This window comes from Haloprofundus halophilus, from assembly GCF_003439925.1.
In the GTDB taxonomy this organism is placed as follows: Archaea; Halobacteriota; Halobacteria; order Halobacteriales; family Haloferacaceae; genus Haloprofundus; species Haloprofundus halophilus.
Map to the genome: position 1 here is coordinate 17,615 of NZ_QQRR01000001.1, position 17,334 is coordinate 34,948.

Sequence of the window (17,334 nt, forward strand, 5' to 3'; positions counted from 1 at the left end):
CGACTCCCCCGACGCTCACTCATGACACCCGACAACTCCGAAAACGCGGATGCGACCCCGACAGACGACGAAGCGAACGAAAAACGCGCCGTCGTGCTCCTCTCCGGCGGGATGGACAGCGCGACGACCGCCTACGAGGCGAAGGAACGCGGCTACGAACTCCACTTCCTGCACACTTCTTACGGGCAGAAGACCGAGACCAGAGAGTACGACTGCGCGACGAAACTCGCCGAGGAGCTGGGCGCGCGCGACTTTCTCCACATCGAGACCGACCATCTGAAACGCATCGGGGCGTCGAGCCTCACCGACGACGCGATGGCCGTCGCCGACGCCGACACCGAAAGCGAGGAGATTCCCGACACCTACGTCCCGTTCCGCAACGCGAACCTGTTGTCGATGGCCGTCTCGTACGCCGAGGCCAACGACTGCGAGGCCGTCTTCGTCGGCGCGCACTCCGAGGACTACGCGGGCTACCCCGACTGCCGACCCGAGTTCTTCGAGGCGTTCGAGGCGATGGTCGACGTGGGGACGAAACCCGAGACGGAGCTCTCGGTCGAGGTCCCCTTCGTGAACGACTCGAAGACCGACATCGCCGAACGCGGCGTCGAACTCGGCGTCCCGTTCGAGCACACGTGGAGTTGCTACCGCGCGGAGGAACCCGCCTGCGGCACCTGCGACTCCTGCGCCTATCGGCTCGAAGCGTTCCAGAACGTCGGCGTCCGCGACCCCATCGAGTACGCCGAGCGACCGCGGTACGCCGACTGATTTCCCTCGTTTCACCCCGCTCAGTTTCCACCCCGCTCCGTTTCCACCTTGCTCTGTTTTCACCTCGCTCCGTTTCCACCCCGCCGCGTCCACGCGTGCACGCGGTGACTCGAATCGATTCTCTCCGTCGACTCCGGCCCCTCTACCACCCGCCCGTTCCCGAGACCTATCGGTTCTCCGGACTCGGAGAGCCCTTATCGTCCTTTGTGACTTCTGTACGCACATGACACACGTGGCAGTCGTCGGGGGAGGCCCTGCCGGGCTCAGTGCCGCGCTGTTCGCGGCCAAGAACGGGCTCGAAGTGACCCTGTTCGACGCCGACGAGACGCCGATGCATCGCGCACGGCTGTTCAACTACCTCGGCGTCGACGAGGGCGACGGCGTCGACGGCACGACGCTCGTCGAGCGCGCCCGTCGACAGACCGACCGCTACGGCGTCGACCGTCGGAACGAGCGCGTGACGGAACTGCTGAAAGACGGTTCGGAGTTCGTCGTCACGACCGACGAGGGCGAGTGTGCGGCCGACTACCTCGTCCTCGCGTCGGGTCGGGTGCGGGAACTCGCCGCCGACGTGGACTGTGAGCGCGCCGCCGACGGTACCGTGGTCGTCGACACCGATATGCGGACGACCACCCCCCGCGTCTACGCCGCCGGATGGGCCGCCCGCGCGGAGAAGATACAAGCGATTATCTCGGCCGGCGACGGCGCGGTCGCCGCGCTCGACATCCTGAGCGAGGAGACGGGCGAACCGTTCCGCGACTTCGACGTATCCAGCGAGCACGACGCGAACGCGTCCGACTGAGTCTCCACCGACCGCCCGCCGGACGTCGCATCCGCAACCGGTAAACCCTCGGTGTTCGTCGGGCGTCACGTGCGTTCCGCTCCCGAGGCCCGCGTCTCGCCGCTGGCCGGACTCGTCGTCGCGATTCTGGCGGTCAGCACCAGCGCTATCCTCGTCACGTGGAGCGAAGCGCCGAGCCTCGTCAAGGCGTTCTACCGCGTGCTGTTTACGCTCGCGCTCGTCGCCCCCGTCGCGTTCACCCGAAACCGCGGCGACTTCGCCCGATTGAGCTCCCGGGACCTGTTCTTCGCTGCGGTGGCGGGCGCGGCGCTGGCGCTGCACTTCGCCTCGTGGTTCGAGAGCCTCAACTGGACCTCCGTCGCGGCGAGCGTGACGCTCGTGCAGGCGCAACCGCTGTTCGTCGCCCTCGGCGCGTGGGCGCTGTTGGACGAGCGCGTCACCGGCCGGACCGTCGTCGGCATCGCTATCGCGCTCGTCGGGATGGTCGTCATGTCGCTCGGCGACTTCCTCACCGGTGCCGCGGTCGTCGGCGACGACCCCCTCTACGGCAACGCGCTCGCCGTCGTCGGGGCGGTGACCGCCGCTGGCTACGTGCTCGCCGGCCGCTCGATACGACAGCGCGTCGCGCTGTTTCCGTACGTGACGGTCGTCTACGGCGTCTGTGCGCTCGTTCTCCTCGCGTTGGTCGTCGCCCGCGGCCTCCCGCTTCTCGACTACCCCCGCCGCGAGTGGCTCCTGTTCGCCGCGATGGCGCTCGGACCGGGGCTGTTCGGCCACACCGTCATCAACTGGGCGCTCGCGCATCTGGAGTCCAGCGTCGTCAGCGTCTCGCTGCTCGGCGAACCCGTCGGCAGCACGCTCCTGGCGCTCGTGCTGCTCTCGCAGGTGCCGACGCCCGCGACGCTCGCCGGCGGCGTCGTCGTTCTCGCGGGAATCTACGTCACGACCGGTGCGCGCCGCGCCGACCCGCCCGGCGACGGAGCGAGCGTCGTCGACGACTGAGCGCGCGCAGAGCGCTCGGTGTAGTGTAACCGAGTTAGTGCAGTTCCGACCGAGTTGGTGCAGTTTCGACCGAGTTAGTGCAGTTTCAGTTCGACGCGCCGCCCGTCCGGGTCGCGGACGTACGCCGCCCAGTCGCGGCCGTACGCGCCGTATCGCTCGTACGGTTCACCCTCCTCGACTTCGACGCCTTCCTCTCGGAGTTCCGAAAGCAGCGTCTCGATTTCCGCTTCGGTCTCCATCTCGTTCGAGCGCAGCAGGAGGCAGATGTGCTCGCCGCCGACGTCGATGTCGTCGTCGGTCGGCACGAGGTGGACGTGCCGTCCGCCGGCGACGACGGCGACGTACGGCACCTCCCCGGACTCGAACCGCTCGCGGTCGCGAACTTCCATCCCCAACAGGTCGCGGTAAAACGAGAGCGCGCGGTCGATATCCGAGACGCGGATGGCGACGTGGTCGACGTCGACGACGGAGATATCCATACGAAATCATCGACGCGACCCGACAAAACCGTGCGGGGACGGTCGGCGTCGCGTGGCGACGGCGGTGGCGTTCCACACTACTCCAGTAGTTGTTTCGTCTTCCGGTGTCGGTACCGGAACATCGGCTCGAAGCCGACGCGGCCGAGCGGACTCGCTCTCCGTCCGAGTTCACCGCCCGGAAGTTCGTACTCGACGGTGTCGGAGACGACGGTCTCGTCCCCGTCCCCGTAGAACTCGTGGGTGTGGACCCACCTCGGGAACGGTCCGCCGATCATCTCGTCGCGGAACCACGGCGAACTGTCCCCCTCTTCGCGGCCGACGACGACGGAGGTCCACCGCTGCTTCGGCGCGACGCCGAGCGGTTGCATCGCCATCCGAATCTCCGTCCCGGTGTCGAGGACATCGGGGTCCGCCTCCCCGTCGGGGCCGCGGACGGATTCGACGCTGAGACCCATCCACCCGGGGGTGAGCGCTTTCAGCCCCTCGATTCGGGAGTAGAACTCCCACACTTCGTCCAGCGGTGCGGCGACACGGACTCGTCGCTTGTAGACGGCCATCGGTGTCTGAACTACGGGCGTGAGACGCAAAAGGTCGTCCGTGCCGAAGTGGCCGCCACTCGGGTCTCGCGCTCACGCGCGGGTCGCGCGGTCGAACGCCGTCTCACGGCGACGAGCCGTCTCCGACAGTCGGCGGCGGACGAACGAAACGGCCAGCGTCGTCAGGACGCCGACGACGAACACGGCGGTGAACGCCGCGTACGACAGCGCGACGAATATCGCTAAAGGGGCGACGGCGAGCGCGACGGTGACGCCGAACGTGGGGTCGGCCGCGGTGGTCGTCTGAGCGGTACTGCGGTGTTGTGACGTGGTGTACATCGGTTGCTTGTAGTCGTGGTTGGTCGTCGGAGACTGGACGGGGACGCGCCAGCGAGAGCGAAGCGGAAGTGGGGCCAAAGCAATGCGAGGACCCATTCGAAGACCGGACGTACCGGTCGCTGGTCGCTCTCGAACGGTAGCGCGTCGACGGAGTCGAGCGGGGTTAGTTCCCGCGCGGCTCCGTCGGTAGGAGTGAGATGCGGAGGACCCCGACTCGCTCGCCGAACGCGCAGCGCGTGCGCTTTCGGTCGGCGTCGGTCGGGATTTCGTAGTTTGGCATGGGTCGTATCCTCCGTGTGTAGACGCCAGCGGGGGCGTCGCAGGTTTCTCTATACTGGGTTGTCACTTAACCGTACTCGGAGTGTGTGACGCATGCCCGCGGTACTGTTAAGTATCCGATCGAATCCGAACGATATTTGTCGTCTGTGGTGAACGTGTCGGTGATGATCCCTCCAACCCCGCTGTTCGGCGCGTTGCCCGGTGGTCCCGAACTGCTCATCCTCTTCCTCCTGTTCCTGCTCATCCCGGTCGGTATCGGCGGATTCGTCTACAGCGACGCGAAACGCAACGGCCTCGACTACGCCCCGGCGTGGGCGCTCGGCGTCGTCGCGCTGTTCTTCGCCGGGTTCTTCCCCGGTCTGCTCGCGCTGGCGGCGTACTTCTACGTGCGCGAGAAGGGCGGTCTGTAGACAAGAGTTATTCTCCCGCGCTGTTATTTCGGGAGCATGACCCCTCCAACCCCGCTGTTCGGCGCACTGCCGGGCGGTCCCGAACTGACGATTATCCTCCTGATACTCGTCATCCCGATAGGCGCCGGCCTGTTCGTCTACTACGACGCGAAGAACCACGGGATGGCGTACGCCCCGGCGTGGGCGCTCGGGGTGACGGCGCTGTTTTTCGCCGGGTTCCTCCCCGGTATTCCCGCCTTCCTGGCGTACGTCTACGTCCGCGAGAAGCAGACGCGCGACGCGTCACCGCGGCCCGGCGCAGAGAGCGAGTGAGCGTGAATCCCGGCGGTCCCGACGCGCCGACTCGGTGGCTGGTCTTCGTCGCGCTCGCGTTCGTCTGTGACCGAGTCGGGAAACTCGTCCCGCAGCGTCGACGCGACGACCGTCGGTGAGAATCGGCGCGCCGCGGCTCAGAGCGTGAACCGCTTCACCGTCGTCCCCGCCGTTTCGAGGTCGGTGTCGGTCGCCGCGGCGACGATTATCTGGTTCTCGCCGTGGGAGATGTCGATCGCCGCCTCGTACGTCCCGTCCTCGGGTTCGACGAGCGCCGTCCCCTCGCTGGTCCGGACTGCGACGATCGCGGCGTCGGTCTCGCCGCTGACGTGAATCGTGTCGCCGCGGAAGTCGGTGTCGACGCGGACCGCCGGCCCCTCGGGTCGCTCGGTTTCGAGGTAGCGCTCGGCGACGACGGTCGGCATCTCGACGGGTCTCCCGGCGTCGATGCCGTGGGCGAGACGGACGAACTGCGCCATGCTCCACGCCAGCGGCGTCGCGGAGCCGGTTCCCTCGCCGAACTGCCAGTTGTATTCGGTCTCCTGGTCGCGGTCCCACACCTGCTCGGCGAGCATCCGCCCGCTGTTGGCGAACGCCGCCATCGTCCGCAGCAGGTTCTCGGGCGCGAGGGGGCCGTCCTCGGTTCCGGCGAGCAGTTCGTACTCGCCGCGCTCGCCGGTGAAGATGGGCCACAGCCGACCCTGTCCTTTGGTCTCGATGGACCACGGCGCGCCCTCCTCGTCGCCGCCCTGCTCGCCGTAGCCGTCGCCGTTGTACCGGTAGAAGGCCGGCCCGTACGGCGTGTCGACGCGGATGGTCTCGTCGACTTCGACCAGCGTGTTCCGAATCACCTCGTCGTCCCACGGCTTGATTCCGAGTCGCGCGAGTTCGAGGAACCCGCCGTCGATTATCTCGCGCTCGTCGAGCGTCGGACCGTTGTTCGCCAACGTCCGCAGGTGGCCCGCCTCGGGGTCGCCGTCGCGCGTCACCCGCACGTAGTACGGCGTGTGGGTGTGTAGCTCGGTCCCCGTCTCGGTGGCGGTCCACGTCTCGACGTTCTCGGTCCAGTCGTCAGCCAGCGCCAACCAGACGAGCGCGTCGTCGGTCCGCCCCTCGTCGAGCGCGATGGCGGCCGCGCAGACGAGCCCGCCGATTTCGGCGGCGATAGAGGAGGGCGAGTAACCCGCCTCCTCCTCCCAGCGCTCCTGGGCCGTCGCGGGGCCGTTTCTGGCGACGTAGTCCGCCGAGCGCTTGACGTTGAGGTAGTCGTAGTCGGTGTCCTCGAAGTCGACGCCGTCCTCGAAGAGCTGGTACGCCATCACCTGCGGGAAGGAGATGTTGTCTATCTGCTCGCCGCCCCAGCGGGTGCGGCCGTCGAGATAGGAGTTCTGCGGGATGAAGCCGTGGTCGTCCTGCTGGTAGTTGTAGACGTACGACAGCGCGTCCTCGGCCGTCTCGAGGTCGCCGACCGCCTCGAAGACCGTGAACACCTGATAGAGGTCGCGCGCCCAGACGAAGTTGTAGCCGTACCCCTTCGCCTCCTCGGCGCTGACCGCCTCGCCCCACGGCACGGACGGCGAGGCGATGCCCGCACCCAGGAACGTCTTGTCCTCGACGGCGCGGAGACCCATCAGACAGCTCTTGTACTGCGCCCTCAGGTCGTCGTCGTCGACGACGCAGCTCGGCAGCTCCTTCGGTTCGAGGAACCCCTCCCACGAGCCGACGTACGCCGACCGGACCGTCTCGTAGCCGCGAGTCAGCGCCCCAGCGGCCTCGCCGAGCGCCGCCGCGGTGTCGGCGTTCTCGCCGAAGCCGAGCGCGAGCGTCTCAGCGAGGTCGGTACCGACGCCGACCCGACCGACGAGGACGATGTTCTCGTCGTCGACGCGGGAGTGCGAGTCGGGCTGTTCGCCGCCCGAAAAGAGGCCGTGGAGGTACTCCGAGCCGGCGACGCCGACGGTCGCCCACTCGAAGCGGTGCGCCGCCGCGAGCGCGAGGGCGACGCTGTACGGTTCGCCCTCCTCGTCGGTCAGAAGCGGGTCGCCGACGTCGTACGCGCCGGCGTCGCGGGCGACGAGGTGGTAGCTGCCGGGCTTGCCGAGTCGCATGCCGCGGTCCTTCGTGCCGGTGTTCGTCAGCGACGTGTCCGCGACGCTGTACAACTGGTACTCGTTGTCGTCGAGCGCCTCGAAGTCGACGTCGACGAGCAGCGCGTCGTGCTCGGGGTCGGCGGCGTACTCGACGACGAGTTCCCACTTGTGGCCGCGGCCGTCGCCCCGCTCGGCGATGGTGTGGCGGAACACCAGCGCGTCCTCCTCGACGATCTCGGCGCGCCGCTCTATCGTCTCGGCGGCGTCGTCGCGGCGCGTCTCGTTGTACGTTCTGGCCGTGTAGCTCGACTCCTCCTCGGCGTCGACGACGAGGAAGTCCAACGTCCGCAGGTTCATCAGGTCGACGCGGGGAAACCGAACCTCGGTCAGCGCGCCCTCGGTGAGCGTGAACCAGACGCGGGAGGGGTCCTCGCTGCCGTGGTCGGCGACGGTGCCGACGCCGTACTTCTCGCCGGTCGTCCACCGCGGCCACTCCTCCGGCCCAGACGGTGCGGGCGTGCTCACCGGGAGCGCGTCGACTTCGCGCAACAGCGCCGTCGTCGCGAGTCGGAGCGAGTGCGACCACCCCAGCGGGGTGGCGCTGTCGAACGTGCCGTCGTCGAATATCTGTTCGGCCAGATAGCCCGCCTCGGTGGCGAACGGCCCCTCCGGCAACAGCAGTTCGTACAGCGTTTCCGCGCGGGCGAGGAACGCCTCGCCGTCGTAGCCGAGTCGAGCGAGCAGCGACGCGAGCGTGACCGCGGCGTTGGCCCCCCACGCCGTCGACACCGACCACACTTTCGAGGGCTCCTGGTCGCCGCGTCGCCAGGTGTCGCCCTCGAAACGGACGAGGCCGGCGACGGGCGTGTCGTCGGGGTCGCGGTAGAGTCCGTCGAGCGTCGCACCGACGTGGTCGCGCAGTCGGTCGAGTTCGGTCTCGGTCGGCTCTTCGAGGTGACTGTACTCGTCGAATGCGTCGACGAGCGCCAGCGTGCTGGAGTCGAGTCGGTCGTCGAGGCGGCCGCCGTCGAGGCGGAGCGCGTAGTGGCCGTCGTCCTCCGACCAGAGGGCGTCGAGGCCCTCGGCGACCGCCCCGGCCCGTCTCTCGGCGCGGTCGCGGAGGTCGTCGTCGAGGGGCGCACGCGCGACGGCGGCGTACGCTTCGAGGAACGTCGCGGCCGTGTGCGTGAACCGTCCGCTCATGTTCTCCCACGCGTTCTGACAGCGAATCGGGAGGCCGTCGTCGTCGAGCGTCTCGTCCATCGCGGTCACCGCCCGGCCGACCGCCTCGCGTACGTTCCGCCGCTCGGACGAACTCAGCCGCTCACCGCGCTTTCGCAGGTACGTGGCGAGGTACGTCGTGACGCTCGCGGTCTGGTCGGCCTGGTACTCGTCGCTGTCGCCGCCCTCGACGCGGCCGTGCGCCCACCCCGGCGCGAGCGACCCGTCGACGGCCCAGACGCGGTGCGGCCACGACCCGTCGTCCTCCTGGGTCTCGCAGAGGAAGCCGACGCTCCGCTGGAGCTGGTCGTCCATATCGAGGTCCAGCAGCTCGTCGCTCTCCAGCAGGTTCGCGGCGACTTCGGCGTCGTCGCGGAACCACGTGTAGCCGTAGCCGCCGGAGTGCGCGTAGAAGGGGTCGAACTCCGGGCCGGCGATGTGCGCACCGGTCGGCGCGGTGAGAAGCGACAGCGCCCGCAGGTCCGAGCGGACGACGCGGGCGTTCGGCGCGCCGTCGGGGACGTACACCTCGGCGCGCATCCGTCCCGCTTTCCGCAAATCGTCGGCCGTCGCGTGCGAGAGCGCGCAGTCGCGGAGGTCCGCCAGCGCTTGGTCGCGGGTCAACTCGCCGTGGTCGGAGAGCTGCGTGACGAGCGTCGTTCGGGCGGCGCGGCCCTCGCGTTCGAACGGCGCGGAGACGACGATGTCGCCGCTGAGGTGGGTGTCCTCGTACCGGTTCAACACCGCTTCGCGGGGGAACTCGAAGGAGTCGTCGGAGAGCATCTCCTCGAACCGCTCGGGAATCTGCCCGCGGACGTCGGCCAATCCAGTCGAGGCGGTGACGTAGTCGTGCTCGGTCCGGTGGAACACCTCGACGGCTTTCGTGCCGTTCGGCCCCGCCGTCTCGTGGATGAGGCGGCCGACGCGCGTCTCTCTCCCTTCGGGTGCGAACGTGAGAAACGCCGTCAGGTGCGCGTCCGCGGGAATCGCGCCGCGGAGTTCGACGTGCGTGACGTGCGCCCGGCCCAGCGTGAGGTCGTACTGGTGGACCGTGTACGCCCCGGCGTCGTACTCGGTCTCGACGACGTTCGTCTCGCGGTAGTAGTGCTGTCGGACGGCTTCCAGTTCGTCGAACCAGCGCGTCCCGTCGTCGGTCTCGATGCCGAAACGCGACCGGTCGATGCCGTAAAGCCCGGAGAGCGAAGACGAATAGTCCCGGAGGCGTCCGCGGGGGTCGACGTAGACGAGACGGTCGCCATGCGCCGAAAAGGCCCCGGTCGCGGTCGGACACTCCTCCGGAAAACGCGCGCCACGATTTCTCTTGTAATCGTTCAACGCGGTTCGGAGTCTCATGCAGGAGAAGCGAGACGAAATAGCATAAGCGTTGGTGGCGGTCGCTCGCGGCGTCACCGACTCCGTTTCGCGAACGGCAACTGTCCGACGGGGCGTAAAGTCAATGTGGTGGGATACGATACGACGCCCATGCACCATCCTGGCCCGCCGAGATTCACCGCGACCGGGCGGACGCTCGAACTGGCACCGACCGACCCGGCCCCCGGGGCGACGTACCGCTGGCGGGTCGAGACCGCGCCGCTCACCAGCCGAGCGTCGGTCGGCGACGACCCCGTCGAGTTCATCGTCCCGGACGTGCCCGGCACGTACGTCGTCGAACTCGACGCGCCCGACGGAACCCACCGGCAGACGATTCGCGCGTTCCCCGGCGAACTCGCCCCCGAGAGCGCGGCGGGCGGCGTCAGCGGGATGAGCGGCTTCGCCAGCGGTTCGACCCGACCGACCGGCGAGAGCGGCGGTGTCGGCGGGTCGGGGTCCGGCGCAGGGTCCGGCGGGAGCGGCGGCGGTCGGCCCCGAATCCAGCTCCACGGAGCCGTCGAAGGCGACGAGGTCGTCGTCCGCGCCGACCCGCAACCGAACCCGAACAGCGACCGACCTCGCGGTTCGCTCGACGTGGAGTTCCTCGTTGACGACCGCGACGACCTCGGCGGCCGCGACGTGACGATAGACGGCTGGGAGCTCCGCGTCCCCGTCTCGAAACTGCCGAAACTCGCCCGCATCCACGCCGTCGCCGTCGGCGAATCGTACAGCGTCCCCGACTCCGTCGCCGTCGAGCGCGGCGAAATCACGTCTTCGGGCCGGGTCGACGCCGAGGGCCACTCGTCGGCCGACGCGGACGCGAACGTCTCCGTCGTTCGGCTGAACGAACCGCCGGAGTGGTCGACCGAGGCGACGCTGTACGAGATCTACGTCCGCGGCTTCGCGTCCGACGACGAGGGCAGCGACAACACGTTCGAGGCGCTGACGAAGCGACTCGACTACCTCGACGAACTGGGCGTCGACTGCCTCTGGCTCACGCCCGTGCTGCAGAACGACGACGCCCCGCACGGCTACAACATCACCGACTTCTTCTCTATCGCCGAGGACCTCGGCACCCGCGACGACTACGAGGCGTTCGTCGACGCCGCCCACGACCGCGGGATGAAGGTGCTGTTCGACCTCGTGCTCAACCACTCCGCGCGCCAGCACCCGTTCTTCGAGGACGCCTACCGGAACCCCGAGTCGGAGTACTACGACTGGTACGAGTGGCAGGAGAGCGGCGAACCCGGCACCTACTTCGACTGGGAGAAGATAGCCAACTTCGACTTCCGGAACCTGAACGTCCGCAGACACCTGCTCGACGCGGCGGACACGTGGGCCGAAATCGCCGACGGCTTCCGCTGCGACATGGCGTGGGCCGTCTCGCGGCCGTTCTGGACCGAACTCCGCGAGCGCCTGAAGGCGCGCGACCCCGAGTTTCTCCTGCTGGACGAGACGATTCCGTACGTCGCGGACTTCCACGACCTCGCGTTCGACATGCATTTCGACACGACGCTGTATTTCACGCTCAGACAGGTCGGCCGCGGCGTCGAACCCGCCGAGGCCATCCTCGACGCCGTCGAACAGCGCACGGAGGTCGGCTTCCCCGACCACGCGTCGTTCATGCTCTACCTCGAAAACCACGACGAGACGAGATACGTCGTCGAGTGCGGCGACGCCGAGGCGTACGCCGCGGGTGCGGCGCTGTTCACGCTTCCCGGCGTGCCGATGCTGTACGGCGGACAGGAACTCGGGCAGCGAGGTCGACGCGACGCGCTCGCGTGGGGCCACGCGAACGAGGAACTCCGCGACCACTACCAGTCGCTCATCGAGGCGCGCAACGAGACGGACGCGCTCCGCTACGACGGCGAATTCAGCCGCGTCGACTACGAGTCCGAGTCGGACCGCGTCGTCGCCTTCGCTCGCGAGGACGGGCAGAGGTACGTCGTCGCGCTGAACTTCGGCGCGGAGCCGGCGCCCGTCGAGTTCGGCCCGTCGGTCGAGAACCGCGACGTCGTCTCCGGCGAGGCGTTGGAAGCCGACGAACGCGGCCTGTACGTCGACCACGTCGCGGTGCTCCCGGTGGGCGAGTGACGAGCGATGAGCGAGGTGACGCCCGCGCGACTGCCCGCCGAGGCGGTGGTCTGAACACGGACAGCCCGAATCTTGTCAGAGTACGCTCCCGAGGTTCGGGAGCATCGATCCCCTCAGTCGCCTGAAAGTATATCAGTCGTCCACCCGCCCCTCTCACCATGCCCGGCATCGCGATGGTCGTCTTCTCACTTCCGACGGTCGACGACGAAGTCCGCCTGCTCCGCAAGCACGTCTTTCCGGCGATGGACCGTCTCGCCGACTCCGACGAACTGGACGCCGAACACCGAATCCGCGCGCTCCGCTACGGGGCGGACCCCGAGTTACCCGGCGGCGAGGTACGGATGGCTATCGAAGGCGAGTTTGAGGCGGTCGTCGACCACGAACGCGACCGATGGAACGACCTTCGGGACTCCTCGTTCGTCGACTCGTGGTGCGTCGAAGCCAGCGAGACGGACGCCGAGACCATCGCCGCCGACCGGTTCGCCGGCGACAGCACCGACATCGCGGCGCACGCCCCGTTTCTCGCCACCAGCGCCGCCAAGGAGTGGTACGAGACGTTCGACGGTCCGGTTCCGGCCGTCGCCGCCGACGACGCTGCCGTCCCCTCGGGATGGTGGATGTTCGTCCACCTCTTTGCGAACCTCCAGGGCGCGGACTGGGACGACGAGATAGACGCACTGCTTGTCGCAATCGAGAACCGACTTCGATCGCTCGAATCGTATCGGGGAACTGCCAAATCGCGCGAACGACTCAGCGAGATACGGGCCCGTGTCGACGAGTTCGAGACGATGCTCGACGATTCGAATCCCGGAGTTTAGGAGTTCAAACACACCGTACATCCTGTCTAACTACCGAACTCTCCGTCCGTCCGTGCGGACGTATTCGACGGTTATCGCTACTTGTCGAGGTAGATTACGTCAGACGCCGTCAGTTTCCATAAAGACTTATGACTGTTCAGAAGACATGACATTCTGGAGGTCGACAACACCGTTTGTCGTGCCATGCACTCGACAGTCGACGCGTCGGCCTCACCTTTTGACTGCGCGAATCGCCCGAACAGTCACAGATTCGAACGACTGCGTCTCGACGGCGTATCTCGCAGCGGCGGCCCGCGACGGCGACGACCCAGCGGTACCGACGGACCCGTCAGCGACGAGAGCGACCTGTGAGCGAGTCGAGTAACAGAACCGCCGGCTCTTTCGAGAGCGGTTCGTTCGCGTTGCCGCAGTGCGGCGACTGGACGCACGCCGGGCAGCCGTCGGCGCAGTCGCAGTCGTCGACGAGTCGCGCGGTGCGCGCCATCAACGTCTCCACTCGGTCGTAGCCGCCGCGTGTGAGCCCCACGCCGCCCGGATAGCCGTCGTAGACGAAGATGGTACTTTTCCCGGTGTGGGGGTGGTGCGGCGTCGAGAGGCCGCCGATGTCCGCGCGGTCACAGAGCAGCGCGAGCGGAAACAGCGAAATCATCCCGTGTTCGGCGGCGTGGATGCCGCCGTTGAATCCCCGGTCGCCCGCCGATTCGCGCATCTCGCGTTCGACGTCGTCGGGGACCGTGAAGTACAGCGCCTTGGTCCGTAGATTCGTCTCGGGGAGGTCGAGCGCCTCCCGTCCGATTGCTTCCCCGCGCTTGGGGTCGCGGCGCTCGAAGCCGGTTATCTGCTCTGTCATCGTCACGTCGGCGAAGCGAACTGAGGTGTCGGGTCGTGCCGACAGCGGTTTCTCGACGATATCCTCGTTGACGACGATCTCCTTGTCCGTCAGCACGCGCGTGTAGTAGTCCGCCCACGTCGCCTGCAACTCGGCGATATCGCGGTCCAAATCGAGGTCGATTACCTCGTAGGACTGGCCCTGATGGTGGTAGACTGCGCCCGGATGCGCGTCGCGGAGCGCGTCCGAGAACGACAGCGACGCCACGACTTCGTTTCGGTCGCGAACCACGAGGTCGATTTCCCGGCGCTCGATGGTCCGGAGGCTCATCGAGTGCTGCGGACTCCCCTCGCCGCTGTGAATCCACCGCGGGCCCTGCGCCGTGTCGCGGCGGTCCAGTCGTCCCGCCGCTTCGAGCCTCGAAACGACGTCCGGATACGGCGGCCCGAAAACCCGCTCGTCGTCGACCGAGAGCCAGTTTTCGGCGGCCGCGGAGGCGACGTGGTCGGGCAGCAGCTCGGTGTTCTCGGGGTCCGACGCCGCTTTTTCGGGGGCACCCTCGAACAGCTCGTCGGGATTCCGCATCAGGTACTGGTCGAGCTGGTCCTCGCCGGCGACGAGGACGACCAGCGCCGCGTCCGCCCCGCGGCCCGCTCGCCCCGCCTGCTGGAACGTCGACATCCGAGTGCCGGGGTAGCCGTCGAGAACCACGGCGTCCAAGCCGCCCACGTCGACGCCGAGCTCCAGCGCGTTCGTGCTCCACACGCCCCGCAAATCGCCGTCGTGCAACCGCGACTCGATGTCTCTTCGGGTGTCGTGCTTCAGCGACGCCTGGTACGCCCGAACCTTCCGCGCGAGGTCGCGCTCGCCGCGCCGTCGAAGTTCTTTGCCGCTGTCGGTCGCGTAGCGTTCGGCGGCCTGTCGAGCGCGGGTGAACGCCAGCGTCTGGTAGTCGTTCGCCACCAGGTCGACGAACAGGTTCTTCGTCTCTGTGTGGCTGGATTTTCGCCGCCCACTCCCGCCTCCCCGACTGTCGTCTTCGTACTCCGGCGGGTTCCAGAGCACCCAGTGCTTCTCGCCCGTCGCCGCCGCGTCCTCGTCGACGAGCGCGAACGACGATTCTCTCTGTCCGGTGATGCGCGCGGCGTGTTCGACGGGATTGCCGATGGTCGCCGAACAACAGACGAACTGCGGGTTCGCGTCGAACCGCTCGCAAATGCGGTTCAGCCGCCGGAGCGTCAGCGCGACGTGACTCCCGAAGACGCCGCGGTAGCCGTGGACCTCGTCGACGACGACCGTTTCGAGCGACGAGAAGAACCACTCCCAGAGCCGATGAGCGTGCGGCAGTAGCGCGTAGTGCAGCATATCGGGATTCGACAGCAACACCGTCGGGGCGCGGTCCCGGACCGCCCGTTTCTCGGACTGCGAGAGGCGACCGGTGTACTGCGCGACGGAGACACGACTGCCGAAGCCGAGGTCCCGGGCCAACTCGCCGAGCGTCTCGGCTTGGTCCGCGACGAGCGCGTTCTGCGGGCCGAGGTACAGCGTCCGACCGCCGTGGTCCATCGCGCGCTCGAACGCCGGAACCGTGTACGCGAGGCTCTTACCGCTGGCCGTCTGGGTCGCCAGTACGACGTTTCCCCCGTCTCTGACGGCTTCGACCGCCTGGGCCTGGTGGCGGTAGAGGCGGTCGATGCCCCGCGATTCGAGCGCCGACCCGAGCCTGGGTTCGAGGTCCACGTCGGCGAACTCCGGGTCGCGCGCCGGGACCGTCCGGTGGTCGGCTATCTGCCCCCGATAGTACGGTCGGTCCCGAAGCCACGCGATGAACTCGTCCACGTCCGCGTTCGGCAGTGGACGCGCCTAACGGTTGCGGTGGGCCCCCTCCGAGACCGCTGCCCGTACCGCCCGCCGCCGCTCTACGCGGCGCATCCTCGTTCGAGACGGGGACACGAGGAGAGAGGACCCGTCCGATACGGCGTTCAACGCGGTTTTGTTCGGCTACCGCTAACGGACGCGTATGGCCGACTACGACGCGGTGCTCGTCTACGACGGCGAGTGTCCGTACTGCTCCGTCGCCGCCCGCGCGCTCCGACGACTCGACGATATCGGCGCGATTTCGTGGTACGACGACGCCGCGCAGGCGGCGCTGGAGGCGCAGTTCGGCGAGACGCCGTTCGCGATGGTACTCGTCGACGCGCGGCGGGGGCGCGCGTACGCCGGTCGTTCCGCCGCCGAAGAACTCGCAGACAGAGCGGGGACGCCCGGCATCGTCAGTTCACTCGTCCGCGACAGCTACGACCGCATCGCCGCCGCCGTCGGCGCGGCCAGCGGCCGCGAGCGGGACCCCGACGACGTTCACGACAGCTATCCGTTGACCGACGCGGCCCGCGAGCAGTTCGACGCGCTCGTCGCGGCGGCGGCGGCCGAACGGCCCGAAGCGTTGGAGCGGACGTGACCGCCGACGACAGCGGTGCGGGCGACGAGGGAACGTACACGCTCGTGGTGGAGGTAGCCACCGACACGCGGCTGACCGTCGGTGCGCTCGGGGCCGTCGAGCTGCTCGCGGGTGGCTACACGTACACCGGCAGCGCGCATGGTCCGGGCGGGTTCGCGCGCGTCGACAGACACCGCGAAGTCGCCGCCGGCGAGCGAGACGTTCGTCACTGGCACGTCGACTACCTGCTCGGCCATCCGGCGACGACGATACGCGACGTCGTCACGACACCGCGGCTGGACGTCGAGTGTGCCGTCGCGGCCGCGCTCGACGACGGCCCGGTACCGGGGTTCGGGTCGTCGGACTGCGGGTGTCGGTCGCATCTCGCGCGCTGGCCGACCGTCGACGACGCTCGGCGGGCGGCGACGCGAGCACACGACGAAGCGCGCGGCTCGAAGGCGTGAATCGATGAGACATCGGGAGAGCCGGTGGCCGGCGGACGGTCCGGGCAGAGCCGTCCGCCGACCGAACCGACGATTCTCCCTCCGTCGGCCACCAGTCCGGGCAGAGCCGGTGGTCGACGACTGCCGGTTGTCAGAGGCACCCCGGCACTGATGAGTACGGGTGGGGGTATCTTTACATCACCTGTCGTCGTCGCTCGCCAACCCCTGACGAAGAGTATATAAATCCATCGCACATTTATTTACGATGTGTCGCATCCGAACGCTTTTGTCCGTCGTCCAGGCTACACTACCTGATGAGTCAGCTGGGTCCCTCTGAGATAATGGCTGCCGTCGCCCGACGCGGTAGCACTCTCCGCGCACTCGACGAAGGGACCCGGAAGTCGGACCTCGTCAAACGACTCTCGGTGTCGCGTTCGACGGTCGACAGGGCGATTCGGGAACTCGAAGGGCAGGGGTTGGTCGAGCGCACCGACGACGGCTACCGGCGGACGCTCGCCGGCGAACTCGTTCTCTCGGAGTACGACTGCTTCACCTCCCGTCTCGGAGGCATCGTCGAAGCACTCGACGCGCTCGGGACGCTCCATCCGAAAACCGAGTTCGACACGGCGCTTCTCGACGGCGCGGACGTCGTCTACGCCGAGAAGCACTCGCCGCACGAACCGGTCACGCGACACGGCGAAGTGGTCTCTCGCGCCGAAACCGTCCGTGCGCTCGCCCCGGCAGTTCTCCCGCAGCAGGTCCAGATATATCACGACCGTCTCATGGACGGCGAGTTGGAAGCGCAACTCGCCCTCTCGGAGGCGGTCGTCGAACGCCTGGTCACCGTCTACGACGACCTGCTACGGGAGGCGCTCTCGACCGGTCGGGCCCACATCCGACAGACGACGTCGGACCCGCCGTACAGCCTCGTCTGCGCGGAGACGCCGACGGGTCCCGAGGTGAGTCTGCTGCTGTACGGTGACACCGGCGCCTACGTGTTCATCGGCAACGACAGCCCCGAGGCGGTCGAGTGGGCGGAGTCGATGTTCGCCGAGTGGTGGACCGACGCGACTCCGCTCCCGATGCGCTCCGACCAGTAGCTCTCTC

At 67.9% G+C, this 17,334-nt stretch carries 15 protein-coding genes; 10 read left to right on the forward strand and 5 right to left on the reverse strand.

The features are described from left to right. The first annotated feature begins 21 nt into the window (after nt 1–21). The 3 genes from queC to DV709_RS00095 all read left to right on the forward strand — a co-directional run bounded on the left by queC (nt 22) and on the right by DV709_RS00095 (nt 2,569). Nucleotides 22–765: a 7-cyano-7-deazaguanine synthase QueC gene (gene queC / locus DV709_RS00085; protein ID WP_117590953.1), complete on the forward strand. Its 744-nt coding sequence runs from the start codon at nt 22–24 to the stop codon at nt 763–765. A gap of 223 nt (nt 766–988) precedes the next feature. Further along, entirely contained in the window at nt 989–1,567 is a 579-nt protein-coding gene (locus DV709_RS00090) for an NAD(P)/FAD-dependent oxidoreductase (RefSeq protein WP_117590954.1), read from the forward strand. A 69-nt stretch (nt 1,568–1,636) separates the two neighbouring features. Continuing rightward, on the forward strand, nt 1,637–2,569 hold the full coding sequence (locus tag DV709_RS00095; protein ID WP_117593998.1) for a DMT family transporter: 933 nt from the start codon (nt 1,637–1,639) through the stop codon (nt 2,567–2,569). Nucleotides 2,570–2,643: 74 nt separating this feature from the next. Here the strand turns inward: DV709_RS00095 and DV709_RS00100 are convergent, their stop codons facing one another. The 3 genes from DV709_RS00100 to DV709_RS00110 form a co-directional block, all read right to left on the reverse strand. Then, complete coding sequence (locus tag DV709_RS00100) at nt 2,644–3,048, reverse strand: VOC family protein (RefSeq protein ID WP_117590955.1); 405 nt, start codon at nt 3,046–3,048, stop codon at nt 2,644–2,646. 77 nt (nt 3,049–3,125) lie between these two features. Further along, nucleotides 3,126–3,605: an SRPBCC family protein gene (locus DV709_RS00105; RefSeq protein ID WP_117590956.1), complete on the reverse strand. Its 480-nt coding sequence runs from the start codon at nt 3,603–3,605 to the stop codon at nt 3,126–3,128. A gap of 72 nt (nt 3,606–3,677) precedes the next feature. Next, nucleotides 3,678–4,019: a hypothetical protein gene (locus tag DV709_RS00110; protein ID WP_157972608.1), complete on the reverse strand. Its 342-nt coding sequence runs from the start codon at nt 4,017–4,019 to the stop codon at nt 3,678–3,680. A 347-nt stretch (nt 4,020–4,366) separates the two neighbouring features. Between DV709_RS00110 and DV709_RS00115 the strand changes: the two genes are divergently transcribed. Together DV709_RS00115 and DV709_RS00120 are read left to right on the forward strand one after the other, a co-directional pair. After that, a complete protein-coding gene (locus DV709_RS00115; protein ID WP_117590958.1) occupies nt 4,367–4,612 on the forward strand; it encodes a hypothetical protein in 246 nt (81 codons plus the stop codon). Nucleotides 4,613–4,648: 36 nt separating this feature from the next. Further along, complete coding sequence (locus DV709_RS00120) at nt 4,649–4,924, forward strand: hypothetical protein (protein ID WP_117590959.1); 276 nt, start codon at nt 4,649–4,651, stop codon at nt 4,922–4,924. A gap of 137 nt (nt 4,925–5,061) precedes the next feature. Here DV709_RS00120 and DV709_RS00125 read toward each other — a convergent pair whose 3' ends face one another. Then, nucleotides 5,062–9,588, reverse strand: coding sequence for a glycoside hydrolase family 15 protein (locus DV709_RS00125; protein ID WP_117590960.1), 4,527 nt, complete (start codon nt 9,586–9,588; stop codon nt 5,062–5,064). Nucleotides 9,589–9,717: 129 nt separating this feature from the next. On the opposite strand from DV709_RS00125, the gene malA reads away from it, so the two are divergent. Beyond that, nucleotides 9,718–11,700: an alpha-amylase MalA gene (malA, locus tag DV709_RS00130; RefSeq protein WP_117590961.1), complete on the forward strand. Its 1,983-nt coding sequence runs from the start codon at nt 9,718–9,720 to the stop codon at nt 11,698–11,700. A 158-nt stretch (nt 11,701–11,858) separates the two neighbouring features. Further along, nucleotides 11,859–12,518, forward strand: coding sequence for a hypothetical protein (locus tag DV709_RS00135; RefSeq protein ID WP_117590962.1), 660 nt, complete (start codon nt 11,859–11,861; stop codon nt 12,516–12,518). A 328-nt stretch (nt 12,519–12,846) separates the two neighbouring features. Here the strand turns inward: DV709_RS00135 and DV709_RS00140 are convergent, their stop codons facing one another. After that, entirely contained in the window at nt 12,847–15,186 is a 2,340-nt protein-coding gene (locus DV709_RS00140) for a DEAD/DEAH box helicase (protein WP_117590963.1), read from the reverse strand. A 181-nt stretch (nt 15,187–15,367) separates the two neighbouring features. On the opposite strand from DV709_RS00140, the gene DV709_RS00145 reads away from it, so the two are divergent. The 3 genes from DV709_RS00145 (at nt 15,368) to DV709_RS00155 (ending at nt 17,327) form a co-directional block, all read left to right on the forward strand. Then, complete coding sequence (locus DV709_RS00145; protein ID WP_117590964.1) at nt 15,368–15,805, forward strand: DCC1-like thiol-disulfide oxidoreductase family protein; 438 nt, start codon at nt 15,368–15,370, stop codon at nt 15,803–15,805. Beyond that, nucleotides 15,802–16,248: a GIY-YIG nuclease family protein gene (locus DV709_RS00150; RefSeq protein WP_117590965.1), complete on the forward strand. Its 447-nt coding sequence runs from the start codon at nt 15,802–15,804 to the stop codon at nt 16,246–16,248. The genes DV709_RS00145 and DV709_RS00150 overlap by 4 nt, the downstream gene beginning before the upstream one ends. Before the next feature lie 293 nt (nt 16,249–16,541). Continuing rightward, nucleotides 16,542–17,327, forward strand: a complete 786-nt coding sequence (locus DV709_RS00155) for a helix-turn-helix transcriptional regulator (protein WP_117590966.1) — start codon at nt 16,542–16,544, stop codon at nt 17,325–17,327. The last annotated feature ends 7 nt before the right edge of the window (nt 17,328–17,334 follow it).

Coding starts and splice junctions, on each gene's coding strand:
- queC (WP_117590953.1), top strand. CDS start 22: ATGACACCCGACAACTCCGAAAACGCGGATGCGACCCCGACAGACGAC.
- DV709_RS00090 (WP_117590954.1), top strand. CDS start 989: ATGACACACGTGGCAGTCGTCGGGGGAGGCCCTGCCGGGCTCAGTGCC.
- DV709_RS00100 (WP_117590955.1), bottom strand. CDS start 3,048: ATGGATATCTCCGTCGTCGACGTCGACCACGTCGCCATCCGCGTCTCG.
- DV709_RS00105 (WP_117590956.1), bottom strand. CDS start 3,605: ATGGCCGTCTACAAGCGACGAGTCCGTGTCGCCGCACCGCTGGACGAA.
- DV709_RS00110 (WP_157972608.1), bottom strand. CDS start 4,019: ATGGGTCCTCGCATTGCTTTGGCCCCACTTCCGCTTCGCTCTCGCTGG.
- DV709_RS00115 (WP_117590958.1), top strand. CDS start 4,367: ATGATCCCTCCAACCCCGCTGTTCGGCGCGTTGCCCGGTGGTCCCGAA.
- DV709_RS00120 (WP_117590959.1), top strand. CDS start 4,649: ATGACCCCTCCAACCCCGCTGTTCGGCGCACTGCCGGGCGGTCCCGAA.
- DV709_RS00125 (WP_117590960.1), bottom strand. CDS start 9,588: ATGAGACTCCGAACCGCGTTGAACGATTACAAGAGAAATCGTGGCGCG.
- malA (WP_117590961.1), top strand. CDS start 9,718: ATGCACCATCCTGGCCCGCCGAGATTCACCGCGACCGGGCGGACGCTC.
- DV709_RS00135 (WP_117590962.1), top strand. CDS start 11,859: ATGCCCGGCATCGCGATGGTCGTCTTCTCACTTCCGACGGTCGACGAC.
- DV709_RS00145 (WP_117590964.1), top strand. CDS start 15,368: ATGGCCGACTACGACGCGGTGCTCGTCTACGACGGCGAGTGTCCGTAC.
- DV709_RS00155 (WP_117590966.1), top strand. CDS start 16,542: ATGAGTCAGCTGGGTCCCTCTGAGATAATGGCTGCCGTCGCCCGACGC.